The organism is Gordonia effusa NBRC 100432 (assembly GCF_000241305.1).
Classification (GTDB): domain Bacteria; phylum Actinomycetota; class Actinomycetes; order Mycobacteriales; family Mycobacteriaceae; genus Gordonia; species Gordonia effusa.
The window spans coordinates 1-21,914 of the sequence record NZ_BAEH01000052.1 but is presented as its reverse complement, the minus strand read 5'-3'; the positions used below and the strand labels follow the sequence as shown (position 1 = coordinate 21,914).

The window sequence follows — 21,914 nt, the reverse complement described above, 5'->3', positions numbered from 1 at the left end:
GAGACCGACGTTGTGGTGCAACCCGATTCAGTTGGCTCGACTGCGCAGAATCGCGGCGGCGGTGGCCGCGATCTTCTGGTCGAGGTCGCCAGTCAATTGATCGAGTGTCGAAACGGCGGCGTCCCCCGGGAACTCAGCCAACGCCTGTGTGAGACGCAAGCGTTCCGGCTGCGCGCTTTGGCTGCTGATTGCCTCACGAACAGCGGCGATGATGTCCGCGCCGGCCGACAATTCGTCGAGTGCGCCAAGGACTTCGGCTGCTTCGACGTCACGCCGCCCAGCGACGATCATTGCCAGCAATGAGGACACCGCGTCGAGCGCACCCCGACGTCCGAGCCCTAATGCGGCACGGTCGGCGATGTCGATGTCGTGATCAGTCAGCGCGATCTTCAGAACTCGCACCGCTTCGTGGTCGGCTAATGCGTCGACGGCGGCGATCGCTCGGCCCCGGATCGTCGTGTCGGGTGAGGCGAGCGCCGCTGCCAATGACGCCGAGGCGTCACCGGTTGAGCGGCCCAATGCCCAGCGCAGCGCGCCAGCCACGTTGGGGTTGTCCTCGACAAGGAGCGCGTCGACTAGCGCCGAGGCGGGCAGCGCTGATTCGGCATCGGCGGTGAGAACAGCTTGTTGACGGCGGCCGGCCGAATCCGAGCCGAGCGCGGCAAGCATCGAGACAATACGCAATACGTCGGCCCATTCTGACGGTTCGGCGGCGTCGACCCGCTCGAGGTTGGCCAGCAGTTCCTGCTCGGCAACGATGCGGGCGCGGGTGTGCACGATTAGTTCGGTCACCAGATCGGCTGGCGCGAAATCGGGTTCGTCGAGAGCTCGCTTCACATCGGAGAGCGACAGTCCGAGGGTCCGCAGGCTCTCCACATGGAAGAGCCTGCGGATGTCGTCGGCGGAGTATTCGCGATAGCCGCCCGACGTCCGACCGGTGGGCCGCACTAAGCCAACCGAGTCGTAGTGTCGGAGCATGCGAGCACTGACGCCGCTGTGACGGGAAACCTCACCGATGAGCATGGCTACGAACTCGTACCCGTCGCCGCCACGCGCTTAGCGATCTGGGTCGACAGGGTAAATCCGCCTTCTGGATCGTCCCAAAGCCGTTGCGTCGCAACGGCGTGTGCCGACACCGCTGGGTCGGCATCGCTCGCGGCGGTATCGAGCGCCGCGACGGCGGCGTCGCCGAGCGCTACCAACGCTCGACTCAAACTCAGTGCCATCTCCCGGTCTCCTCTTCCCAATTCGGACGCCATATCGTGTGCCAGTGCCGCCTCGTAACCGCTCGGCACGAGTGCCACTGCCGCCCGCCACGCACTGCGCGCGACCTCATCGTCGGTGTCGTGTACCAGCGCGGAGACCGCTGGCCACGCTCGTCGGTCACCGATCTTCGACAGTGTATGCAGCGCTTGGCTGCGCGCCTGCGATTTCGGCGAGTTGAGTTCGCCGATCAGCGGGGGCACGGTGATGTCGGCAGACAGGCGGCAGAGTGCCCAGGTCAACATGTCACGCACGAAGAAATCGGATTCAACCGCGCACCTGTCGATGAGATCGGCGATTGTAGCCGGATCTGCGCTCGTACCGATCTGCAAAGCGGCGCGCAGGCGCACCGGCGCATCGGCCGCACTCAGAGCCCTGGTCACGTCCGTGGGCGACGTTTGATTCATATCCATTCCAATCTCCTTTCTCCACAATGGGATCGGTTGACACCGTGCGAAGGTCAAGTATCGCGCCGAAAGCAGGTCCGTAATACCCGCGCCAGTACATCTCGCGACCGAACGTCGAGGTACAGACGATAGGCACCTACGACGACCACGAACTGCGTCGCGTATTGGCACCGAAACGCCTCAGCCGGCGGCATCCATCGCCCAGGTTCTTGATCACCTTTGGCCATATTCGACGGACCGTCGACAGCGACCAGGTTGGCCGGATCGTTGGCGAGATTGGCGCGCTGCGCCGCGGACCAGTTGTTGGCACCCATATCCCACGCGAACGAGAGCGGCACTATGTGGTCTATCTGGATGTCAGTGGAGTTGCGGCCACGTCGAAAGGCCACGAAGCCACCGGTATACGGACTTCTCAGCTCACCCGAAATGACCGCTCGCGCACACCCCGACGTCGCGCCGGTCCGGATATCAGTCAAGTCGCGGGCCAAAATGTCGTTACGGGTATCGCAGCCATTACCCGCATCGGCAACGTCGGTCTGATCGCTCCACGCTATACCGAACGCGGAGCGGTCGTAGTCGTCGCGATGAGGTGGCCGCTGCGCGAGGACCGGGATCTTTGCCAACTGTGCCAACATATTTCGCGATTGCATCGACGGCGATTCGAGTGTCGAGACGAGCAGCCCGGCAGCGACGATGATCGCGGAAGCTGCGAATACCCATACCCCGAACCATGCTCGGATGGTCATCGGCCTCGACCGGCTACGTCCTCGCTCGCGCCGCCAGCGCCGACGCCGCGCTCGACGTCGTAGCCAATGACGAATCGATTGGGCCGCGGCGAGTTCCATAGGGATCAGACGTAGTGAGGGTGCCATTCGGTTCCGTCGGGAAGGGCAAATTCACCTCGATTCCTCGTGTTTACCTCGTCTAATCGGGAGGTGAACTCCGATAAAGGAGGTGAACCTTCGCGCCCAACTCCCCCACTCACGTCTTATCCAAATACTCCAACCGCGGCGCCAGGATGTCGTCGATCAGCCTCGCGGCACCCAAGTGATTGGCGAGCGATAGGTCCTGCGCGACAATCTGCTCGGCCAAGTCACGCGCATCGGAGATCACCTCCACGTCGTCGAGTAGTGACAGAAAATGCAGCGATGACGTTCCGCCCGACTGCAGCTCGCCGAGCACATCACCTTCACGGCGCTGTTCGAGGTCGACCCGCGCCAGCTCGAAACCGTCCGTCGATGCCGCGACCGCGTTCAGTCGTTCACGCGCCTGCGAGACCTCTGCCGCCCCCGACACCAGCAAACACAAACCAGGCCACTGTCCGCGACCGATACGACCCCGCAACTGATGGAGTTGGCTCACGCCAAATCGATCGGCGTCGATAATGACCATCATCGTCGCGTTCGGCACGTCCACGCCGACCTCAATCACCGTCGTCGACACGACCAAATCCAATGCGCCCGAAGTGAACTCGTCCATCACCTCGGCCTTCTCGTCGGCCGGGAGCCGCCCATGCAATACACCGATCCGACGATCGGCAAGTGGCCCGGTGCTCAGCATCTGGTACATATCCAGGACCGAAATCGTCTGCGGCTCATCCTCACCGCCCGATCGACTCTTGCCTTTGCTCTTAGCCTTGCTCTCCTCGTCGCCGATCCGAGAACAGACCACATATACCTGACGGCCCTTGTCGATCTCTTCCGCGGCGCGCGCCCACGCCCGCTCCATCCACCGTTCATTGCCCAGCGGTACAACGTTGGTGGTGATCGGCTGACGACCTCGTGGCAGCTCCATCAGAACCGACGTCTCCAGGTCGCCGAATACCGTCATCGCCACGGTGCGCGGAATCGGTGTCGCCGTCATCACCAGGTGATGCGGGCTCATCCCCTCAACTGCCTTGCTACGCAGGCTATCTCGTTGCTCGACACCAAATCGATGCTGCTCGTCGACCACCACCAGCGCGAGGTCGAAGAAGTCGACATGATCTTCCAGCAACGCATGCGTACCGATGACTAAGCCCGCGTCACCGGTCACGATATCCAACAGGACCTGTCGCTTGGCCGCCGTACGCATCGAACCGGTCAACAACGCGACCGCGGTCGCACCATCGGCCGCACTCAACTGGCCCGCGCGACCGAGGCTGCCGAGCATCGACAGAATCGTTCGATGGTGCTGTGCGGCAAGAACTTCGGTCGGCGCGAGCAGCACACACTGGTGGCCGTTGTCTACTACCCGCAACATGGCCAGCAGCGCGACCAAGGTTTTACCCGAGCCCACCTCTCCTTGCAGCAACCGACTCATCGGCGACGTGCCCGCCAAGTCATCGCCGATTTCCGCGGCGACAATCTCCTGTCCCTCGGTCAACGTGAATGGAAGCCGTTCGCGCAGAGCGTCTTCCAGACCGCCATCGACATGCGGACACGGCGGTGCGGATTCGATCCGCCCGACCGCACGACGTTGCGCCAGTACCAGCTGCATCGCGAACGCTTCGTCGAACTTCAGCCGCTGCTGCGCCGCCTCGACATCGGCGTCGACATCGGGCAAATGCACCTTCCAGAGAGCATCGTCAAGCGTGATCAAACCACGTTCGGATCGCTGTTCGTCTGAAAGCGCCTCTGGCACTTGCTCAACGCGGCTCAGCAAGTCACGGATCGTTGCCCAGATCTGCCAGGTTTGGACTTTCTGGCTGGCTGGATACATCGGCAGGATGGACCGGTCCAAGTCGGCGAGGAATTGCGTACCCGCGTCGCCTTGGACCAGAGTCGGGTCGATGCCCAGCGCCTGCGCCAACATGTCCGGGCCGGTCACCTCCTCGAAACCCACGTCACCGTCAGGTAGCGGCACATGCGCCGGATGCGCCAACTGAATCCGATTGTTGTAGTACTTCACCGAGCCGGCGAGCATCACCCTGGTGCCCGGCTTAAGCCGCTTGATGAGGTAGTTGGAGTTGAAGAAGCTAACGTCGTAGGTCTGACGATCATCTGCCACAACGACTTTCAGGAACTTTCCGTGACGCCTGCGCATCGTGATGAACTCGGCTCGCGTCACCCTACCGACGACGGTGATCCACTCACCCGGTTCGGGCATCAGCCGTTCGGAACTGACCTGCCCTCGCCGAACGTAGCGTCGCGGCGCATGTCGCAGCAATTGCCCGACGGTATGGACGCCTAGGTCGGCTAGACCTTGCGCGGTGGCCGGATTGATCACCGACGCCAACGGATCGGTCAGACGGACGGTGTCGGCCACTTACTCGACCCCAACCTGCAGCACCTGGTCTTGTTGTCCCGCCTCGTAGACAGCGAGTTCGACGCCCGGGTGACGGTCACGAAGATGAGCGGTCAACCCGTCCAGAACCGTTGCCCCGGAGTCTGTTTCGCGGAGTCCACCACCCGCGAGAACAGTCATCAATTCGCCGCCGGTTGCCAAGAGCAGATCAACCAGCGCGGTCGTCGCGGCCAGCGGATCAGAGCCGATGACCAGAGCGTCCGAGCCGATGAAGCCGAGCAGATCACCGACGTCGCAGAGTCCGGCGAGCGTCATCATTCGCCGCTTGGACACCACCACCGATCCCCAACGAGTAGCCGCGGCCGCCTCGGCCATCGCGTATGCGTCAGCGTCGGGGCTCTCGGAAGAATCGTGCACGGCCAGCGCCGACAGACACTGCACCATCGACAGCGTCGGGATGAAGACGACTGATCGCTGACTCGACCGAGCCTCCGCGGCAACGCTGACCAACTCTTGAGCCGGCAGAACGCCATTGGCCATCACGATGACGTGTGCGGCGTCGGCGACACGAATAGCGTCGGCGAACACGCTCGCGGTAACCCCGTCGTCAGCGCGCACGATCGCCGCACCGGCTTCGCTGAAAAGTTCTTCTGCCCCATCACCTTTCACCGCGACGACCACTGCGCGGCGATGTCTGGGCGGTGGCTCGTTTCCGTCCGGCTGCGCACGCAGTGCGTCGAGCGCGAAACAGGTGATGCGCACATCGGACATCTGTCCGACGACGGTGCCGGCCTCGACCGCCTTCCCCGGCTCGCTGGTGTGCACATGTACCGAGAAGCGCTCGCCCGATTCGGAACTGTCGCCGACGATGACAACCGAGTCGCCTATCTCGTTGAGATAGTCGCGGAGTCGGCCGATCCGTTCACCGGCCGAACTGTCGAGGCAGTACATCACCTCGAAGTCCATCTCACTGTCGGTGCCACACGGCTCATCAAAGTCGTGGCCGGTGAGATCGCCGCCACCGACGAGAATGCCGCGGTAGGGACGCCGTTTGTTGGAGACGCCGGTGAGCACCAACACCATCGAATCCAGCAAAGCCAGTAGTCCGCGGCCACCGGCATCCACCACGCCGGCATGGGCTAGCTCGGCGAGTTGCTCCGGAGTGTGTTCGAGCGCTTCGGCGCTGTCGTCGGCGACGGCACGGGCCTGATCGGCAGCCGAGGCGGGTTGGTATTCGGCCGCGGTCTGCGCCGCGACCCGCAACACCGTGAGCACGGTTCCCTCGCGCGGCTCGCTCACCGCGCGCACCGCCGCAAGTGACGCCAGCCGCAGACCGGTCGACCACAGTCGATTGAAGGTTTGGTCGGCGTCGCTGGTGGCGAGATCGGCGGCGTCGGCGAGCCCCACCAAAACTTGCGACAAGATAATGCCGGAATTGCCACGCGCGTTGGCGACCGCGGCGTCGGCGATAGCCCGTGCCACCTGGGCCACCGATGCTGACTCATCGGTCTCCTCGGCGGCGTCCGCAGCGGCGGTCATCGTGAAGACCATGTTGCTGCCGGTATCCGAGTCGGGAATCGGGAAGACGTTGAGATCGTTGATCTCCCCGCGCAGAGCGCTGAGCCCGTCGGCGCTCGCGCGTGCCCAGTCGCGCAACAACTGCGGATTCATGGCGGCTGTAGCGGCAGATGCGGGTGGCACGGGACCGGTGGGTGACATTAGTGACAGAGATTACCCGCCAGGCACGACAGCGCTGGATTTGGTTCCATTACCGTCGCCCGCTATCCTTGCAGGGTTGCCTTGTGGGGTGGTGTGTCTGCATTTGCCGACCATCATGACGGTTACGCCAGTTTCGGCGGGAGCTATCCACGGGCCCAACAAGACCAGTTTCCAACGATTGAGGGAGTTCGATATGGCTGCCGTTTGTGACATTTGCGGCAAGGGCCCCGGCTTCGGCAAGTCGGTTTCGCACTCGCACCGGCGCACCAACCGCCGCTGGAACCCAAACATCCAGTCTGTGCGTGTCGAAGTTGCGCCCGGTAACCGCAAGCGTAAGAACGTGTGCACCTCATGCCTCAAGGCCGGCAAGACCGCCCTGAACGCCTGAGAACGCGCACCGCGCAAGAACATTCGAGAACCCGCTTGGCCACGGCCCGGCGGGTTCTTGTTATTCGGGGACCGATAGTGTCGATTCATGACCTCCGCAGAATTCGTCAGCCAGAGCGGTCGCGTGCTGACTATCGCCATTTCGACCACCGAAAAGGGCACCTCGCTCAACCGGCAGGGTCTGACCGAGGGCGCCGCCGCGTTGCGACAGGTGGCTCGCGGCGAACGTGACGCAGCCGTCGTCGTACTTGTCGGCCGAGGCGGCAACTTCTGCGCGGGTGGAGATGTGCGGTCCTTTGCCGCAGCCGATGACCGCGCGGTATTTTTGCGTGATCTCGCCGACAATTTTCACGCGTTCATCAACGCTCTCCACGAATCGCGGCTGCCTGTCGTCGCCGCGGTGAAGGGTTGGGCCGCCGGGGCCGGCATGAGTGTCGTTACACACGCGACCATCGCGATCGGCGGGGCGTCGACAAAGATGCGCCCGGCCTACACCGCGATCGGCTTAAGTCCCGACGGCGGGATGACCTGGATGCTGCCCCGCATCGTCGGCGCCGCACGCGCCCGGCACATCATTCTCACCAACAAAGTCATCGACGCCGAAGAAGCGCTCGCCATCGGCTTGCTGTCGGAGATCGTCGACGACGATGCTGTGGAGAGCCACGCACAGGAGATCGCGACCGAACTCGCGACCGGGCCGGCCGCCGCATTGGCGGCGACCGTCGCACTGATCCAGGATGGTGCGACTCGTTCACTGCCCGAACAGTTGATCGCGGAGGGTGCCAGCATCTCGACACTCTCGTCGCGGCCGGAGGGCATCGAAGGCGTCAACGCCTTTGTGGAGAAGCGGCGCGCTCGGTTCTAACCCTGGAACCTGCGCGCTGAGACCGACCGAGGGAAATTCTCCCTCGACAAGCCCAGGGTGGCAGTTTTCAGTCAATCGTCGATCAACTCGGCAGTCTCCAGTCAACCGGTTCGGCGCCCAGTTCCTCGAGCGCCTCGTTCGCTCGACTGAACGGCTTGGACCCGAAGAAGCCGCGCGAGGCCGACAGTGGCGATGGGTGAGCCGACTCGATGACGGGGACATCAGGCAGCCACGCCTTGAGGTTTCGCGCATCGTTGCCCCAGAGGATCGCGACGAGCGGCGCGGCGTCACGGGCAACCAGCGCTTTGATCGCACATTCGGTGACCGCCTCCCAACCTTTGCCACGGTGCGACGCCGGGGCGCCCGGCCCCACGGTGAGGACGCGGTTGAGCAGCAGTACACCGGCGTCGGCCCATGGTGTCAGATCGCCGTTGGCCGGCGCGGGATAACCGAGGTCGTCGCGGTACTCGGAGTAAATATTGACTAGCGAACGCGGGATCGGTGACACATCCGGCGCCACCGAAAAGCTCAGTCCCACAGCATGTCCCGGCGTCGGGTAGGGATCTTGTCCGACGATCAGCACTCGCACGTCGTCGAATGGCGCGGTGAATGCGCGCAGTACATTCGCCCCGGTGGGCAGGTAGCCACGCCCCTCGGCGATCTCCGCCCGCAGAAACTGACCCATCTCGGCGATGAGCGGCGCTACCGGCTCGAGCGCCTGCGCCCAGCCCGGATCCAAGAGTTCGGAGAGCGACTTAGCCCCGCCGGTCATGCGCGTGTATCCGGTTCATCGAGCCGACGAAGTGCGGTCCGGTAGTACTGGGCATTGTGGTAATACATTTCGACGTTGAGTTCGACGTGGTCCTCGGGCACCTCAAACCCAGCGCGGACCTTGGCCGGGACACCCAATGCCATTGCGCGCGAAGGCACCTCGAACTTGAACGGCACTACCGCCCCGGCACCGACGACCGCCCCGGAGCCGATAACCGAACCGTTGAGGACTACCGACCCCGAAGCGATGAGGCAGTTGTCGCCGATGGTCGACCCCTCGATATGGGCGTTGTGCCCGACGACGCAGCCGGCACCGATCGTCGTGGGATCAATTGGTGTGCAATGGATTACAGTTCCATCCTGGATATTGGTCCGTGCACCGATCGAGATAGTCCCGTAGTCGCCGCGCAGAACCGCGCCGGGCCACACCGAGGCGCCGTCGCCGAGCGTGACATTGCCGATGACGGTGGCGTCGGGGTGTACATATACGTCATTGCCCAGGGTCGGCTCAAGCTCGCCGAGTGCATATATCGCCATTGGGGCAAGATAGCGCGCCGACGTCGCGGCCTACCCAGCAACCCCGAGATCACCAAGTCAGTTCCACTCCATCCAGAAGTCGAGTTCAAGATCGGTCTCCGATGACGACACCTGATATTGAGTGAAGTCGGTGACGCCTTCGGCCGCGAGCACTTCGTCGTCGATATAGCACTGACCGGTCGCAGTCGACGCCGGCTTGGTGATGATGCTCATCGCCGCGTCGGCCACGATGTCGACGGTGCGGCTGCGCGACACGAGGTCGGCGGATAGAACGTTGCGCACCGCCGCGGTGTCGATCGTCGTGCGCGGCCACAAGGAGTTCGCCGCGATACCGTCAGTTGCCAGCTCAGCTGCCAGGCCGATCGTCACCAGCGTCATCGAGAATTTGGAAATGGTATAGGCAGTCCCAATATTGGCGAACCATTTCGGATCCAGGGTAAGCGGCGGGGAAAGCGTGAGGATATGCGCGTTCGGTGACTTACGTAGGTGCCCTATCGCGGCCTTCGAGAGCATGAATGCCCCGCGGGCGTTGATGTCCTGCATGAGGTCGTATTTCTTCATACTGATGTTCTCGGTCGAAGCCAGATCCAATGCGCTCGCATTGTTGACGACCACGTCGATGCCGCCGAAGCGCTCAACAGTCTGCGCGACAGCAGAATTCACCGATTCTTCGTCGCGAACATCGCCGACGATCGGCAGTACCTGGCCACCGACCTCTTCAATCGCCTTCGCCGCGGTGAAGATAGTTCCGGGCAGCTTCGGATGAGGCTCGGCAGTTTTGGCGAGCAGAGCGATATTCGCTCCCGCTCGCGCGGCCCGCAGTGCGATGGCCTCGCCGATTCCACGGCTGCCGCCAGACATGATCAAGGTACGGCCCGCGAGTGGGCGATCTGGTGACGTCACAGTCACTCCCTTCCTGCCAAGTTCGCCTTCGCGATTTCCACCTTGGCTAACGATCGTTCGGTCGATGCGACTGTGCAATAGCCGTTATCCAATGTCAATAGCTGCAGAACAGGCGGTCAGATGGCCTCCAGCATGTTCAGATATCCTAAACATATGCCTGTCGCGAACGATGCCGACCCAATCATCGGAACCCGGGTTCGCGCCGCGCGACTCATTCGTGGTCACTCCCTACGCGCCTTCGCGGCCATGATCGGCGTCAGCCCCGCGACGCTGAGTCAGATCGAAAACGGGCACACCCAATTGAGCGTCCCGCGCTTGCGCATCATCGCGCGACACCTAGGTGTCACTCCGGGCGAACTGATCGACGGTCGAGGCGGGATCGCGATCACCGCGCCGCCGGAGCCGAGCGCGCGGGCACTCGCCGCCGAATGGCGGGTCTACGACCCACTCGAATTCGACCCGATCCTCCTTGGTGCCCTCGACGAATTCCTAGAGGTCGGCTACCACGGCACGAGTATGCGTAAGATCTCGGCGCGGTGCGGGGTCTCCGTCCCCGGCATCTACGGGCACTACATCAGCAAACAGGAAATCCTCATGACGATCCTCTCGGAGACGATGAGCGAACTCGAATGGCGCGCGGTCGCCGCCGTTGCCGGGGAAACCGATCCGGTGACCAAGTTCTGCCGCAGCGTAGAGAACCTTGCGCTGTTTCACACCTACCGACGGCAACTCGGGTTCATCGGCACCAGCGAAGTGCGCGCGCTCGAACCTGACAACCGCAATTCCATTGCGGCACGCCGTAATCAACAGCAGGTCGTCTTCGACGGCTACGTCGCCGATGCGGTGCGCGCGGGCAGATTCCAGGTCGTCAATCCCGGCGATGCCGCGCGCGTGGTAGTCACGATGTGCACCTCACTGCCGAATTGGTGGCAGCCGGGCGGTCGCCTCACCCCCGACGATGTCGCCAACGAATACGTCGGTTACGCCATGAGTCTGATGGGGAGTTGACCGGCACGGATAAGTCCCGTCGATAACACGAACGTCATATCGGCATCTCATCTCGTCTCGGGACATATCTCCGCGAGCGGCTGAGGTCAGAACGACTGCCACCCGCGCAAGTCGGTTCGCGCACCGTCGACGAAAACCTCGCCATCACCCGACGACGCATGCCCGATCGCGGTCCATCCCGGTGGTACCGCTCCGTCGAATGCGGCCAAGAGTTGATGATCCTCTCCCCCCGCGAGCGCCCAACGTCGAGCCAAATCCGACTCGCCGATCATCTCGGCCACCGCCCGGAGATATCCGGGCATCGGGACCGAATCCGACGAGATATCAAGTCGCACAGCAGAAGCCGCTGACATCGTGATAAGTTCCTCGACCAGACCGTCGGAAACGTCGGTCATCGCGTGTGCTCCGGCCGCCGCCGCTACGACGCCCTGACGGAGATCAGGATGTGGCAGAACGAATGCGCGTACCGCGTCGTCAACCGCCTGCCGCTCGAACTCTGTTGCACCACTGCGTAATCCGTCGGCCCCCAGCGCCAGAATCGCGTAACCGGCCGCCGCGCCGCCGAGTGGTCCGCTGAGCGCTAAGACATCGCCGGGTCGTGCCATCGACAGTGTGACCGGGGCGGCATCGAGTACGCCGACACTCGTCACCGACAGCGATATCTCCGAGGCCGACACCAGATCACCGCCCAGTACTCGGCCGCCCAACTGGTGGGTCTGATCGATGATGCCCTCATTAATTCCCAACAGAAGATCGACCGGAGTAGTCAGCGGCATCGCAATCGACACCAACACCCCCGACAGGCTTGCTCCCATTGCCGCCACGTCGGCCGCGCTAGCGACTACCGAACGGGCTCCGATTTGTTTCGGAGTAGACCAATCAAGCCGAAAATGTCTGTCCTGCACCGCGGTATCGACGGTGAGTACCGTCGGGCGGCTGCCGGCGAGGACGGCTGCGTCGTCGCCGGTCCCGATCACGATGTCATCAGCGAGCGCGCCGGGTATCGCTGCGCTGGCCTCGCGCATCGCCGCTAGCAGTGCCCGCTCTCCGACGTCGGCGATCGTCAGGCTGGATTTGGACCCACTAGCTCCGGTCGGCACGCCGGTCAGTCTAGTGGCGTCGATTCGCCCGACCACGCCGGTCACTAAACTGATATGCCGTGAGTGCTGATTCTGGCAAATCGTCCGCAACTAGCGACGAGCCGAACGACCCGACACCGGCCGCCGACGAACCGTCGGAGCCCGCCGGATTACATCCGGCATTGATCGCCACCCTGGTCGCCATCCCGATAATGGTGTTGGTAGGTTTCATCACTTTCGCCGCGCTCAAACCCGACGATGCCTCACCGATCGACACCTATGTCGCGGCGTCGAATACCGGTGCCGATTGCGCAAAACTCGTCACGGCATTACCAATACGGTTCGACGGTTATGGGGACAAATCCGTTGACGGCTCGGTGGTGCGCTGGGCATCGACCTCGGACGGCGAGGCGATTAGTTTGCGCTGCGGCGTCGGTCGCCCCGACGGACTCGCTCCGTCGTCGAAGCTGCAGGTCGTGCACCCGGTGCAGTGGTTTATCACCGATACCATCGACGGTCGCGGACAGGCGTATGTGGCGGTGGACCACCGCCCCTATGTCGCGTTGTGGATTCCACTCAACGCCGGCAACGCCGCGATCACCGAAGTATCCGGGGTCATTGATCGCACGCTGCCGCGCGCCCCGCTCGACCTCGGCTGACGCCGACACACAACTCGCCGGGCCCCCCGTGCGTGCGCAGATGTGATTGGCGCCATACACTCGTGAGTACGGCGCACTTGGTACGTTTTTCGGCCGCGGGGGCCCGGACGCGTGGGACTGCGTAATGATTTACCTACCAAAGGCACCCGTTGACACGTGATATGACCGACCTGGAAATCCTGACCGAGCTGGAACCAGTGGTCGAGGACAATCTGAACCGCCATCTTTCTATCGCCAAAGATTGGTACCCGCACGATTACATCCCGTGGAGCGAAGGGCGTGACTACGCGGCGATGGGCGGCGTGGACTGGGATATCGAACAGTCCCAGTTGTCCGAAGTCGCTCGCGTCGCAATGATCACGAATCTACTCACCGAAGATAACCTGCCGTCGTATCACCGCACCATTGCCGAAAACTTCACCCTCGACGGCGCCTGGGGCACCTGGATCGGTCGGTGGACCGCGGAAGAGAATCGCCACGGCGTCGCGATGCGTGACTACCTGGTGGTGACTCGCGGCGTCGATCCGGTGCAGTTGGAAAACGATCGCATGGTCCACATGACCCGCGGCGTCCACGCGCCCGACGAATTCAACGGGCCGCTCGATCAGGTTGTCTACGTAACCTTCCAGGAACTCGCGACTCGGGTGAGCCACCGACAGACCGGTCTCGTGTGCAACGACGACGTGGCCAACTCGATGCTCAAACGCATTGCGCTGGACGAGAATCTGCACATGATCTTCTACCGGAATCTCGCAGCCGCATCCTTCGATCTGACGCCCGATCAATCAATCGTGGCCGTCACCAAGATCCTCAAGAACTTCGGGATGCCAGGCACCGGGATGCCCAATTGGCGACGCAACGGAGTCCTGATGGTTAAACACGGCATCTACGATCTGCGTCAGCACCTCGACGAGGTCGTCCGGCCGATCCTCAAGACCTGGAAGGTCTTCGACCGTGATGATTACGGCCCCGAAGGTCGTAAATCACTTGACGAACTCGGCGAGTACATCGAGAAGCTCGAACGCGATGTACTCAAATTCGAGGAGAGCCGGGCCCGGATCGCCGCCCGCACGCGCGCGCGAGCCGAGCGCGAAGAGGACGTCGCAACGCTCGTCGGCGAATAGGCATCGAGTCCCGCCACATCGGGAAATCCCCGGTCCCGGCAGGTCTTCCGTGGTGGACGAGATACCGAGATTTCTATCCCCGGCCTTCGTATGTCTCCGGTTTGGTACTTCGACCCAGCAACGAGCTGATCGCGTCGGCGACGGACAGCCCGTCATGGCACACGCTGTTGACGGCCGCTGTCAGCGGCATCTCGACACCATGCTTCTCGGCCAACGCCTGTACCGAGGAGCATGACTTAACCCCTTCGGCCACTTGGCCGTTGGTCGCCTCTTGCGCCTCGGCGAGAGTCGCCCCTTCGCCTAGCCGGGCGCCGAAAGTTCTATTCCGCGACAACGGCGACGAACAGGTCGCGACCAGATCGCCGATTCCGGCGAGCCCAGCCAGCGTCTCGATCCGGGCGCCGACCGCGCCACCGAGGCGGATTGTTTCGGCCAGTCCGCGAGTGATGATGGTCGCTAAGGTGTTCTGCCCCAACCCGATTCCCGACGCCATGCCGCACGCCAGTGCGATCACATTCTTGACCGCTCCACCTATCTCGCAGCCGATCACATCGACATTGGTGTACGGGCGAAAGTAATTGGTAGAGAACGCATTCTGCAGTAGTTGTGCGCGGGCTTCGTCGACGCAGGCGATTACCGTGGCGGCTGGCTGTTGCTCGGCGACCTCGCGGGCCAGGTTGGGACCGGACAAGACGGCGATCTGCTCTTCGGGAAATGACGTCACCTCGCCGATTACCTGGGTCATGCGCAGCAGTGTTGAGGTCTCAATACCTTTGGCGAGCGATACCAGTGACGCGTCGGGTGAGATGAGTGGCTTCCAGTCGGCGAGGTTCGGTCGCAACGACTGGGACGGGACGCCGCAAACCACGATGTCGGCGCCGTCGAGCGCTTCTTCCACCGAGGACACCGCACGCAACCCCTCGGGCAGCGCGATACCCGGAAGATAGCCACTGCGGTGCTCACTGTTGATGCGATCAGCCACCTCGGGGCGGCGAGCCCAGATCCGAGTATCAGTGCCCGCGTCGACCAAGACTTTCGCCGTCGCGGTCCCCCACGATCCCGCACCCATCACAACCGCTCGCACCGCGACTCCTTCACACCCGACCTCGGCCGCACCGAGTACCGCCACATCTGACCGGTTCAACAGTAACTGTTCGATCGTGGCGGCGATGCCGACTCGGGCGGTATCGCTGCCCCGCACGTAGCGTGCCGCGCGCCCAGGCGTCATGATGGACCGCATGGAGACCGGGTCGCCCTACGGCCGTATGCCTGCGATCGCCGTTGTTCTGGCGGTCAAAGAACTGGCCAACGCCAAGACACGGCTGACCGATGCAGTACCCGACCGCGAGAAACTGGTTCTCGCGATGTTCGCCGACACCGTCGATGCTGTGCGCGCCGCCGGTGTTGAGCATGTCGTCGTCGTCAGTCCCGACGCCGACGTCGCGGCGTGGGCGCGACATCACCGGCTAATCCATATTTCCGACGCCGAACGTGACTCCTCCCTCAACGCCGCGTTCGCACTGGGCGCCGACGCCGCCCGAACCACTGATCGACAACTCGTGTCGATCGTGCTGCTGCAAGCCGACATTCCCGCCGTGCGCCCAGCCGAATTCGCCGCGGCGATCGCCGCGGCACGACCGTATCCACGTGCAGTCGTCGCCGACCGCGACGGCACCGGCACCACAATGCTGGTGCGGCAAGCTCACATCACCGAGGACAGTTCATTCGGTCCGGGCTCGGCAGCAGCGCACCGTAACGCTGGCGCGGTCGACCTGGACCCACTCGGCCAGAACTGGCCCGGCCTGCGAACCGACGTGGATACCCTCGCGGATCTGGCCGCGGCAGCTGAACTCGGTGTGGGTGAGCACACCTCGAAGTGGATACAAGCTCGACGCTCTGCTGTCGCCCGGGCACGCGATGCGTCATGATTAACCGGTGAGCCCCGACGATACCGCTATCCGCCCTACCGATTCGATCCCCGGGGCTCCCCCCGCCGCGACTCCGCTGCCCGACGCGTCCGCGGATCTTCCCGAAGACCGCTACCTCAATCGCGAGTTGAGTTGGCTGGACTTCAATTCACGCGTGCTGGCCCTGGCCGAGGACACTTCGATGCCGTTGCTCGAACGCGCGAAGTTCCTAGCCATCTTTTCCTCGAACCTCGACGAGTTCTTCATGGTGCGAGTGGCCGGCCTCAAACGCCGCGACGAAACCGGGCTGTCAGTACGGTCGGCGGACGGCTTGTCTCCGCGTGAGCAACTACTCCGGATCGCCGGGCGCGTGCAGACAGTCGCCAATCGCCACGCCCGAGTTTTCCTTGACTCCGTCAAACCGGCGTTGGCCGACAACAACGTTCACGTCGTCGCCTGGGGAGACCTCAACTCGACACAGCAGAATCGGCTCGTCCAGCATTTCACCGAACAGGTCTTCCCGGTCTTGACGCCGCTAGCCGTCGACCCAGCCCACCCATTCCCGTATATCAGCGGACTGTCCCTGAATATGGCTGTGACAGTTAGGGATTCGGATGAATCGGGCGAACATTTCGCCCGAGTCAAGGTGCCCGACAATATGCCACGCTATGTTCGGGTCGATAAGCTTGTGCCGTCGGAGTTCCCGACGCTGCCGGGCGAAGAAACCCCGGCTTCGATGCGTCCGGCACTGTTCCTACCGCTCGAAGAGTTGATCGCGGCCAATCTGTCGCACCTGTTCCCGGGTATGGAAATCGTTGAGCACCATGCCTTCAGGATCACCCGTAACGCCGACTTCGAGGTTGAAGAGGACCGCGACGAGGACCTGTTGCAGGCCCTTGAACGTGAACTCGCGCGGCGCAGATTCGGTTCGCCGGTGCGCTTGGAAGTCGCCGACGACATGAGCGAACATATGCTCGATCTACTGCTGCGCGAACTCGACGTCGATCCCGGCGACGTCATCGAAGTGCCTGGGCTCCTTGATCTCTCGTCGCTCTTCGAGATCTACGCGGTCGACCGCCCCGCGCTCAAAGAACGTCCGTTCGTGCCCGTCACCCACCCCGCGTTCGGTGAACGCGAAACACCTAAGAGTGTGTTCTCGACGCTGCGCGAGGGTGATGTCTTGGTACATCATCCCTATGACTCGTTCTCCACGAGTGTGCAGCGCTTCATCGAACAGGCCGCGGCGGACCCGCAAGTACTCGCCATCAAGCAGACTCTCTACCGCACGTCGGGCGACTCCCCGATCGTCGACGCACTCGTCGACGCCGCCGGAGCCGGTAAACAGGTTGTCGCACTGGTCGAGATCAAGGCCCGGTTCGACGAACAGGCCAACATCAAGTGGGCCCGTCAGCTCGAACAGGCCGGTGTCCACGTGGTCTACGGTCTCGTCGGACTCAAAACCCATTGCAAGACATGCCTTGTCGTCCGTCGTGAGGGTTCGACGATCCGCCGCTACTGCCATATCGGCACCGGTAACTACAATCCCAAGACGGCGCGCCTCTACGAAGATGTCGGCCTATTCACCGCTGCTCCAGAAATCGGCGCGGACCTCACCGACCTGTTCAACACACTCACCGGCTATTCACGCAAGCAGGAATACCGCAACCTGCTGGTCGCGCCGGCCGGCATCCGGGCAGGCATCGTCAGCCGGATCAACACCGAGATCGAAAGATTCCGGGCCGGGGACAACCGCGCCCGAGTTCAGTTGAAGGCCAACGCTCTTGTCGACGAAGGAGTAATCGATGCGTTGTATCGGGCATCCCAGAACGGTGTTCCGGTCGAGGTCGTCGTCCGCGGTATCTGTGCCCTGCGGCCAGGCATGCCCGGAGTCAGTGAGAATATCGCCGTACGTTCCATCCTCGGGCAGTTTTTGGAGCACTCTCGGGTCATGCACTTCGGCGCGCAGAACGAGTATTGGATCGGTTCTGCCGACATGATGCACCGCAATCTCGATCGTCGAGTCGAGGTCATGGTGCAGGTGCGCGACGAGCGCCTCACCGCCGAACTCTCGGATGTCTTTGCCTCCGCGTTGGATCCGCGTACCCGGTGCTGGGTTCTGAACGCCGATGGCAACTGGACCGCGTCGCCGGCCGAAGGCGAGGAGGTTCGCGACCATCAGCGAGAACTGATGGCACGCCATCGCCGCCACGCCGTTGGAAACTCGTAACCTTGCCGCCGTAGACTCGCGCAGCGATGACGACGAAAACATCCCCCGATGGACGGCGAATCGTATGGGCCGCCGGTGGTGTGCTGTGGCGTATCACCGGCTCTAGCCTTCAAATCGGCCTAGTGCACCGCCCCCGCTACGACGACTGGACACTGCCCAAAGGCAAGGCCGAACCCGGTGAGTCGATCTTCACTACCGCGGTTCGCGAGATCGCCGAAGAGACCGGCTTTTCCAGCGTTCTCGGTCGTCACCTATCGACGGCGTCGTATGCGCTCAACGACCACACAAACAAACGAGTGCACTATTGGTCGGCGCGCGCGACAGGCGGCGACTTCGTCCCAAACCACGAGGTGGACGAATTCGATTGGTTCGACGTAGCCAAGGCACAGCGCCGCTTAACCTATCGACTAGACCGAAAGATCTTGGCACAGTTCACGAGTTTGCCCGCTGACCTGCATACGTTTCTGCTCATCCGGCACGCCAAGGCCGGCCGCCGCTCACAGTATCGGGGTGACGACCGCTTGCGTCCGCTGGACAAGAACGGCCGCGCCCAAGCACTGGCGCTCGTTGATGTCCTGGAAGCCTTTGGCGCGCAGCGGGTTCACGCGGCAGATCGCGTGCGCTGTATCCAAACCGTCGCGCCGTTCGCGCAGCGGGTCGGTACCGAGATCGCGATCGAGCAGTTACTCACCGAAGAAGCCTATCGGTCCGATCCCTCGGCGACTCACGACCGCTTTACCGAACTGGCCTGTGACACTTCGTATGTGCGCGCCGTATGCAGCCAAGGCAAAGTAATACCGCCCACCATGCAGTGGTGGGCACAACGTGACGGCGTTCGCCTGGCACCCAATCGCAATCGCAAAGGCAGCGTCTGGGTGGTTTCGATGACCGACGATGCGATGGTAGCCGCCGACCATATCGCTTCTCCCCTTCCGACGGTCACCGACTGAGTCGTTTGGTGCGGGCGGATATCCACAGAAGGTTCGCAGACAACACAATTCGGCCCCGACGGGGGAAGACCGTCGGGGCCGAATGGGCTGAATGACTACCGAGAACGCTTAGTGGCCTTCTTGGCAGCAGTCTTCTTCGCGGGTGCTTTCTTGGCCGGTGTGGCCTTCTTAGCAGCCGTCTTCTTGGCTGGCGCGACCTTCTTTGCCGCGGTTACCTTCTTGGCCGGTGTGGCCTTCTTAGCAGCCGTCTTCTTCGCCGGCGTGGCCTTCTTGGCCGGTGCCGCCTTCTTAGCCGCGGTTACCTTCTTGGCCGGTGTGGCCTTCTTAGCAGCCGTCTTCTTCGCCGGCGCCGCCTTCTTGGCCGGTGCCGCCTTCTTAGCCGCAGTCTTCTTCGCTGCGGCCTTCTTAGCCGGTGCGGCAGCAGCGGTTCCACCGCGACGTACCGCGGGCCCCGAGGCGGTGAGCTTCTGCTTACCGGCCACGACAGCCTTGAACTGAGCACCCGGTCGGAACGCGGGTACAGACGTGGCACGCACCTTCACGGTTTCGCCGGTCCGCGGGTTGCGGGCGACACGCGGTGCGCGCTTACGTTTTTCGAATACACCAAAGCCGGTCAACGTCACCGTGTCGCCGCGGTGCACAGCCCGGACGATGGTGTCGATGACATGCTCGACGGCATCGGTCGCATTTTTGCGATCCGTGTCGAGCTTTTTGGTCAGCTCATCAATGAGCTCTGCCTTGTTCATGAGACCTCCGCAAGCTTCCAGCAACCCAGCGGTTGGGTTCGCTACCACAACACGGTAAACGCCAAATTTGAAAACGTCCATCTTCCACGCCAATTAGAGCGCGCCGCGTCGAAATCGCCGACGCGCCACGCGGTTACGGCATGGCGTGCCGGAAGCCTTTGACAGAGCCTAAATTCGGGGCTCAGCGACGGTAGTCGGCTTGTATTTGGGGCGCGCGGATTCGAACTCCGAGATCGCTTCGACCTCACGCAAAGTGAGGCCGATATCGTCAAGTCCTTCGAGCAGACGCCACCGGGTGTAGTCGTCAATCATGAAGGGCACCAACAGATCTCCGGCCGAGACCGTTTTATCGGTGAGGCTCACCGATACCTCGAGTCCCGGCTCGGCATCCAACCGCTTCCATAGCAGTTCGACGTCGGATTGATCTACTTGCGCCGCTAACAATCCAGCCTTGCCGGCGTTGCCGCGAAAGATGTCGGCGAAGCGTGACGAGATCACGACGCGAAAACCGAAGTCCATCAACGCCCATACGGCGTGTTCGCGCGACGACCCGGTGCCGAAATCCGGTCCGGCGACCAAAACCGAGCCCGCATTCCACGGCTCGTTGTTGAGAATGAACTCCGGATCTGAGCGCCAACCGGCGAACAGTCCGTCCTCAAATCCAGTCCGTGCAACACGTTTCAGGTATACGGCCGGGATGATTTGATCGGTGTCGACATTGCTGCGACGCAGCGGAACACCGATGCCCTGATGAGTCTCGAAGGGTTCCATAATTAGTCCTTGAAGTGAGTGGAAAACCGTGTCAATAATTCGTTAGCCGAGATCAGCAGGGGCGGAAAGCTTTCCGCGTATCGCCGTAGCGGCCGCCACCGCCGGCGACACCAGATGCGTTCGCCCGCCCTTTCCTTGCCTGCCCTCGAAGTTGCGGTTGGACGTCGATGCGCATCGATCTCCGGGAGCGAGCTGATCGGGGTTCATGCCCAGACACATCGAGCATCCGGCCTGCCGCCACTGCGCGCCAGCGGCCGTGAAGATCTCGCCGAGCCCTTCTGCTTCTGCCTGAGCGCGCACTCGCATCGACCCTGGCACGATCAGCATCCGTACATCGTCAGATACCTTGCGGCCCTTGAGCACGTCGGCGACAACGCGAAGGTCCTCGATGCGGCCGTTGGTGCAAGAGCCGACAAACACCGTATTCACCTCGACGTCGCGCAGTGGCACGCCCGGCGTCAAATCCATATATTCCAACGCCTTCCGGGCGGCCAACGCATTACTGGCATCGACCATTTTTTCCGGATCTGGGACCGACGAGCCCAGCGGCGCCCCTTGCCCGGGGTTGGTGCCCCAGGTGACAAAGGGGGTGAGCGAGGACGCGTCGATATGCACCTCGGCGTCGAATGGCGCACCGTCATCGGTTCGCAGACCGTCCCAATAGGCCACCGCGGCATCCCATTCGGGTCCCTGTGGCGCATGCGGGCGGTCCCGCAAGAAGTCGTAGGTTATCTGGTCGGGAGCGATCATCCCGGCTCGCGCGCCAGCCTCGATGGACATGTTGCACATGGTCATTCGCGCTTCCATCGACAGCTTCTCGATCGCTTTGCCGCGATATTCGAGTACATATCCCTGCCCGCCGCCGGTACCGATCTTCGCGATTACGGCGAGAATCAGGTCTTTACTAGATACACCGGGCGGCAACTCACCGTCGACGTTGATCGCCATAGTTTTGAAGGGACGCAACGAAAGAGTCTGCGTGGCAAGAACATGCTCAACTTCGGATGTGCCGATTCCCATCGCCAGGGCGCCGAATGCCCCATGCGTCGACGTATGGCTGTCGCCGCAAACAACCGTCATACCCGGTTGAGTCAGACCGAGCTGTGGGCCAACCACGTGCACGATGCCTTGTTCGGCATCGCCCATCGGATGCAGCCGAACCCCGAATTCCGCACAGTTGCGACGCAAGGTCTCGACTTGAGTGCGGGAGGTCAGATCGGCGATCGGCTTGTCGATATCAACCGTCGGGACATTGTGATCCTCGGTCGCGATCGTCAAGTCAGTGCGACGCACCGGCCGCCCTGCCATTCGCAGCCCTTCGAACGCCTGCGGGCTCGTCACCTCGTGGACGAGGTGAAGGTCGATG

The 21,914-nt window shown here is 62.7% G+C and carries 21 protein-coding genes; 8 read left to right on the top strand and 13 right to left on the bottom strand.

The window, feature by feature from the left end; all coding sequences use genetic code 11:
• Positions 1–27: 27 nt before the first annotated feature.
• The 5 genes from GOEFS_RS09495 to fakA all read right to left on the bottom strand — a co-directional run bounded on the left by GOEFS_RS09495 (position 28) and on the right by fakA (position 6,566).
• Positions 28–1,023: a MerR family transcriptional regulator gene (locus GOEFS_RS09495; protein ID WP_007317685.1), complete on the bottom strand. Its 996-nt coding sequence runs from the start codon at positions 1,021–1,023 to the stop codon at positions 28–30.
• A gap of 2 nt (positions 1,024–1,025) precedes the next feature.
• The gene (locus GOEFS_RS09490) at positions 1,026–1,676 is read right to left on the bottom strand and encodes a HEAT repeat domain-containing protein (RefSeq protein ID WP_007317684.1); all 651 of its coding nucleotides are present in this window, start codon (positions 1,674–1,676) and stop codon (positions 1,026–1,028) included.
• Between the two features lie 47 nt (positions 1,677–1,723).
• Positions 1,724–2,416 carry an HNH endonuclease family protein gene (locus GOEFS_RS09485; protein WP_007317683.1) on the bottom strand — a complete coding sequence of 231 codons (693 nt, stop codon included), beginning with the start codon at positions 2,414–2,416 and terminating at the stop codon, positions 1,724–1,726.
• A gap of 235 nt (positions 2,417–2,651) precedes the next feature.
• Entirely contained in the window at positions 2,652–4,916 is a 2,265-nt protein-coding gene (gene recG / locus GOEFS_RS09480; protein WP_007317682.1) for an ATP-dependent DNA helicase RecG, read from the bottom strand.
• Entirely contained in the window at positions 4,917–6,566 is a 1,650-nt protein-coding gene (gene fakA, locus GOEFS_RS09475; protein WP_007317681.1) for a DAK2 domain-containing protein, read from the bottom strand.
• A gap of 241 nt (positions 6,567–6,807) precedes the next feature.
• Here fakA and rpmB point away from each other — a divergent pair, with 241 nt between their 5' ends.
• Both rpmB and GOEFS_RS09465 read left to right on the top strand, forming a co-directional pair.
• Positions 6,808–7,002: a 50S ribosomal protein L28 gene (gene rpmB, locus GOEFS_RS09470; protein WP_007317680.1), complete on the top strand. Its 195-nt coding sequence runs from the start codon at positions 6,808–6,810 to the stop codon at positions 7,000–7,002.
• Positions 7,003–7,089: 87 nt separating this feature from the next.
• Entirely contained in the window at positions 7,090–7,866 is a 777-nt protein-coding gene (locus GOEFS_RS09465) for an enoyl-CoA hydratase/isomerase family protein (RefSeq protein ID WP_007317679.1), read from the top strand.
• An 82-nt stretch (positions 7,867–7,948) separates the two neighbouring features.
• Here GOEFS_RS09465 and GOEFS_RS09460 read toward each other — a convergent pair whose 3' ends face one another.
• From GOEFS_RS09460 to GOEFS_RS09450, 3 genes are read right to left on the bottom strand one after another with little or no spacing between them, the layout of a single operon-like run.
• The gene (locus tag GOEFS_RS09460; RefSeq protein WP_007317678.1) at positions 7,949–8,638 is read right to left on the bottom strand and encodes a uracil-DNA glycosylase; all 690 of its coding nucleotides are present in this window, start codon (positions 8,636–8,638) and stop codon (positions 7,949–7,951) included.
• Positions 8,635–9,174 carry a gamma carbonic anhydrase family protein gene (locus GOEFS_RS09455; protein WP_007317677.1) on the bottom strand — a complete coding sequence of 180 codons (540 nt, stop codon included), beginning with the start codon at positions 9,172–9,174 and terminating at the stop codon, positions 8,635–8,637. The genes GOEFS_RS09460 and GOEFS_RS09455 overlap by 4 nt, the downstream gene beginning before the upstream one ends.
• 57 nt (positions 9,175–9,231) lie before the next feature.
• Entirely contained in the window at positions 9,232–10,077 is an 846-nt protein-coding gene (locus tag GOEFS_RS09450) for an SDR family oxidoreductase (RefSeq protein WP_007317676.1), read from the bottom strand.
• Positions 10,078–10,230: 153 nt separating this feature from the next.
• Here GOEFS_RS09450 and GOEFS_RS09445 point away from each other — a divergent pair, with 153 nt between their 5' ends.
• Complete coding sequence (locus GOEFS_RS09445; protein WP_040524840.1) at positions 10,231–11,085, top strand: TetR-type transcription factor C-terminal domain-containing protein; 855 nt, start codon at positions 10,231–10,233, stop codon at positions 11,083–11,085.
• An 86-nt stretch (positions 11,086–11,171) separates the two neighbouring features.
• Here the strand turns inward: GOEFS_RS09445 and thiL are convergent, their stop codons facing one another.
• Positions 11,172–12,185 carry a thiamine-phosphate kinase gene (gene thiL, locus GOEFS_RS09440; RefSeq protein WP_245549809.1) on the bottom strand — a complete coding sequence of 338 codons (1,014 nt, stop codon included), beginning with the start codon at positions 12,183–12,185 and terminating at the stop codon, positions 11,172–11,174.
• Positions 12,186–12,244: 59 nt separating this feature from the next.
• Here thiL and GOEFS_RS09435 point away from each other — a divergent pair, with 59 nt between their 5' ends.
• Together GOEFS_RS09435 and GOEFS_RS09430 are read left to right on the top strand one after the other, a co-directional pair.
• Entirely contained in the window at positions 12,245–12,823 is a 579-nt protein-coding gene (locus tag GOEFS_RS09435; RefSeq protein WP_007317673.1) for a DUF3515 domain-containing protein, read from the top strand.
• 149 nt (positions 12,824–12,972) lie between these two features.
• Positions 12,973–13,947 carry an acyl-ACP desaturase gene (locus GOEFS_RS09430; protein WP_040524838.1) on the top strand — a complete coding sequence of 325 codons (975 nt, stop codon included), beginning with the start codon at positions 12,973–12,975 and terminating at the stop codon, positions 13,945–13,947.
• A gap of 73 nt (positions 13,948–14,020) precedes the next feature.
• Here the strand turns inward: GOEFS_RS09430 and GOEFS_RS09425 are convergent, their stop codons facing one another.
• On the bottom strand, positions 14,021–15,031 hold the full coding sequence (locus tag GOEFS_RS09425; RefSeq protein WP_040524845.1) for an NAD(P)H-dependent glycerol-3-phosphate dehydrogenase: 1,011 nt from the start codon (positions 15,029–15,031) through the stop codon (positions 14,021–14,023).
• Between the two features lie 154 nt (positions 15,032–15,185).
• On the opposite strand from GOEFS_RS09425, the gene cofC reads away from it, so the two are divergent.
• Genes cofC through GOEFS_RS09410 form a run of 3 tightly spaced genes read left to right on the top strand, consistent with a single transcriptional unit; the run spans position 15,186 to position 19,031 of the window.
• Positions 15,186–15,875 carry a 2-phospho-L-lactate guanylyltransferase gene (gene cofC, locus GOEFS_RS09420; protein ID WP_007317670.1) on the top strand — a complete coding sequence of 230 codons (690 nt, stop codon included), beginning with the start codon at positions 15,186–15,188 and terminating at the stop codon, positions 15,873–15,875.
• A 7-nt stretch (positions 15,876–15,882) separates the two neighbouring features.
• A complete protein-coding gene (locus GOEFS_RS09415; RefSeq protein WP_007317669.1) occupies positions 15,883–18,081 on the top strand; it encodes an RNA degradosome polyphosphate kinase in 2,199 nt (732 codons plus the stop codon).
• 26 nt (positions 18,082–18,107) lie between these two features.
• Positions 18,108–19,031, top strand: a complete 924-nt coding sequence (locus GOEFS_RS09410) for an NUDIX hydrolase (protein WP_007317668.1) — start codon at positions 18,108–18,110, stop codon at positions 19,029–19,031.
• A gap of 95 nt (positions 19,032–19,126) precedes the next feature.
• On the opposite strand, the gene GOEFS_RS09405 is transcribed toward GOEFS_RS09410, so the two are convergent.
• From GOEFS_RS09405 to leuC, 3 genes are all read right to left on the bottom strand, one after another.
• The gene (locus tag GOEFS_RS09405) at positions 19,127–19,777 is read right to left on the bottom strand and encodes an HU family DNA-binding protein (RefSeq protein ID WP_007317667.1); all 651 of its coding nucleotides are present in this window, start codon (positions 19,775–19,777) and stop codon (positions 19,127–19,129) included.
• Between the two features lie 168 nt (positions 19,778–19,945).
• Positions 19,946–20,548 (bottom strand): 3-isopropylmalate dehydratase small subunit, encoded by a 603-nt coding sequence (leuD, locus tag GOEFS_RS09400; RefSeq protein ID WP_007317666.1) that lies wholly within the window; start codon positions 20,546–20,548, stop codon positions 19,946–19,948.
• Positions 20,549–20,590: 42 nt separating this feature from the next.
• The coding region (gene leuC / locus GOEFS_RS09395; RefSeq protein WP_007317665.1) for a 3-isopropylmalate dehydratase large subunit at positions 20,591–21,914 on the bottom strand (1,324 nt) is incomplete at its 5' end.

Bases quoted from the DNA above. Each gene is read 5' to 3' on its own strand.
- GOEFS_RS09495 (WP_007317685.1), bottom strand. From the start codon at position 1,023: ATGCTCATCGGTGAGGTTTCCCGTCACAGCGGCGTCAGTGCTCGCATG.
- GOEFS_RS09490 (WP_007317684.1), bottom strand. From the start codon at position 1,676: ATGGATATGAATCAAACGTCGCCCACGGACGTGACCAGGGCTCTGAGT.
- GOEFS_RS09485 (WP_007317683.1), bottom strand. From the start codon at position 2,416: ATGACCATCCGAGCATGGTTCGGGGTATGGGTATTCGCAGCTTCCGCG.
- fakA (WP_007317681.1), bottom strand. From the start codon at position 6,566: ATGAATCCGCAGTTGTTGCGCGACTGGGCACGCGCGAGCGCCGACGGG.
- rpmB (WP_007317680.1), top strand. From the start codon at position 6,808: ATGGCTGCCGTTTGTGACATTTGCGGCAAGGGCCCCGGCTTCGGCAAG.
- GOEFS_RS09465 (WP_007317679.1), top strand. From the start codon at position 7,090: ATGACCTCCGCAGAATTCGTCAGCCAGAGCGGTCGCGTGCTGACTATC.
- GOEFS_RS09460 (WP_007317678.1), bottom strand. From the start codon at position 8,638: ATGACCGGCGGGGCTAAGTCGCTCTCCGAACTCTTGGATCCGGGCTGG.
- GOEFS_RS09455 (WP_007317677.1), bottom strand. From the start codon at position 9,174: ATGGCGATATATGCACTCGGCGAGCTTGAGCCGACCCTGGGCAATGAC.
- GOEFS_RS09445 (WP_040524840.1), top strand. From the start codon at position 10,231: ATGCCTGTCGCGAACGATGCCGACCCAATCATCGGAACCCGGGTTCGC.
- cofC (WP_007317670.1), top strand. From the start codon at position 15,186: ATGGAGACCGGGTCGCCCTACGGCCGTATGCCTGCGATCGCCGTTGTT.
- GOEFS_RS09410 (WP_007317668.1), top strand. From the start codon at position 18,108: ATGACGACGAAAACATCCCCCGATGGACGGCGAATCGTATGGGCCGCC.
- GOEFS_RS09405 (WP_007317667.1), bottom strand. From the start codon at position 19,777: ATGAACAAGGCAGAGCTCATTGATGAGCTGACCAAAAAGCTCGACACG.
- leuD (WP_007317666.1), bottom strand. From the start codon at position 20,548: ATGGAACCCTTCGAGACTCATCAGGGCATCGGTGTTCCGCTGCGTCGC.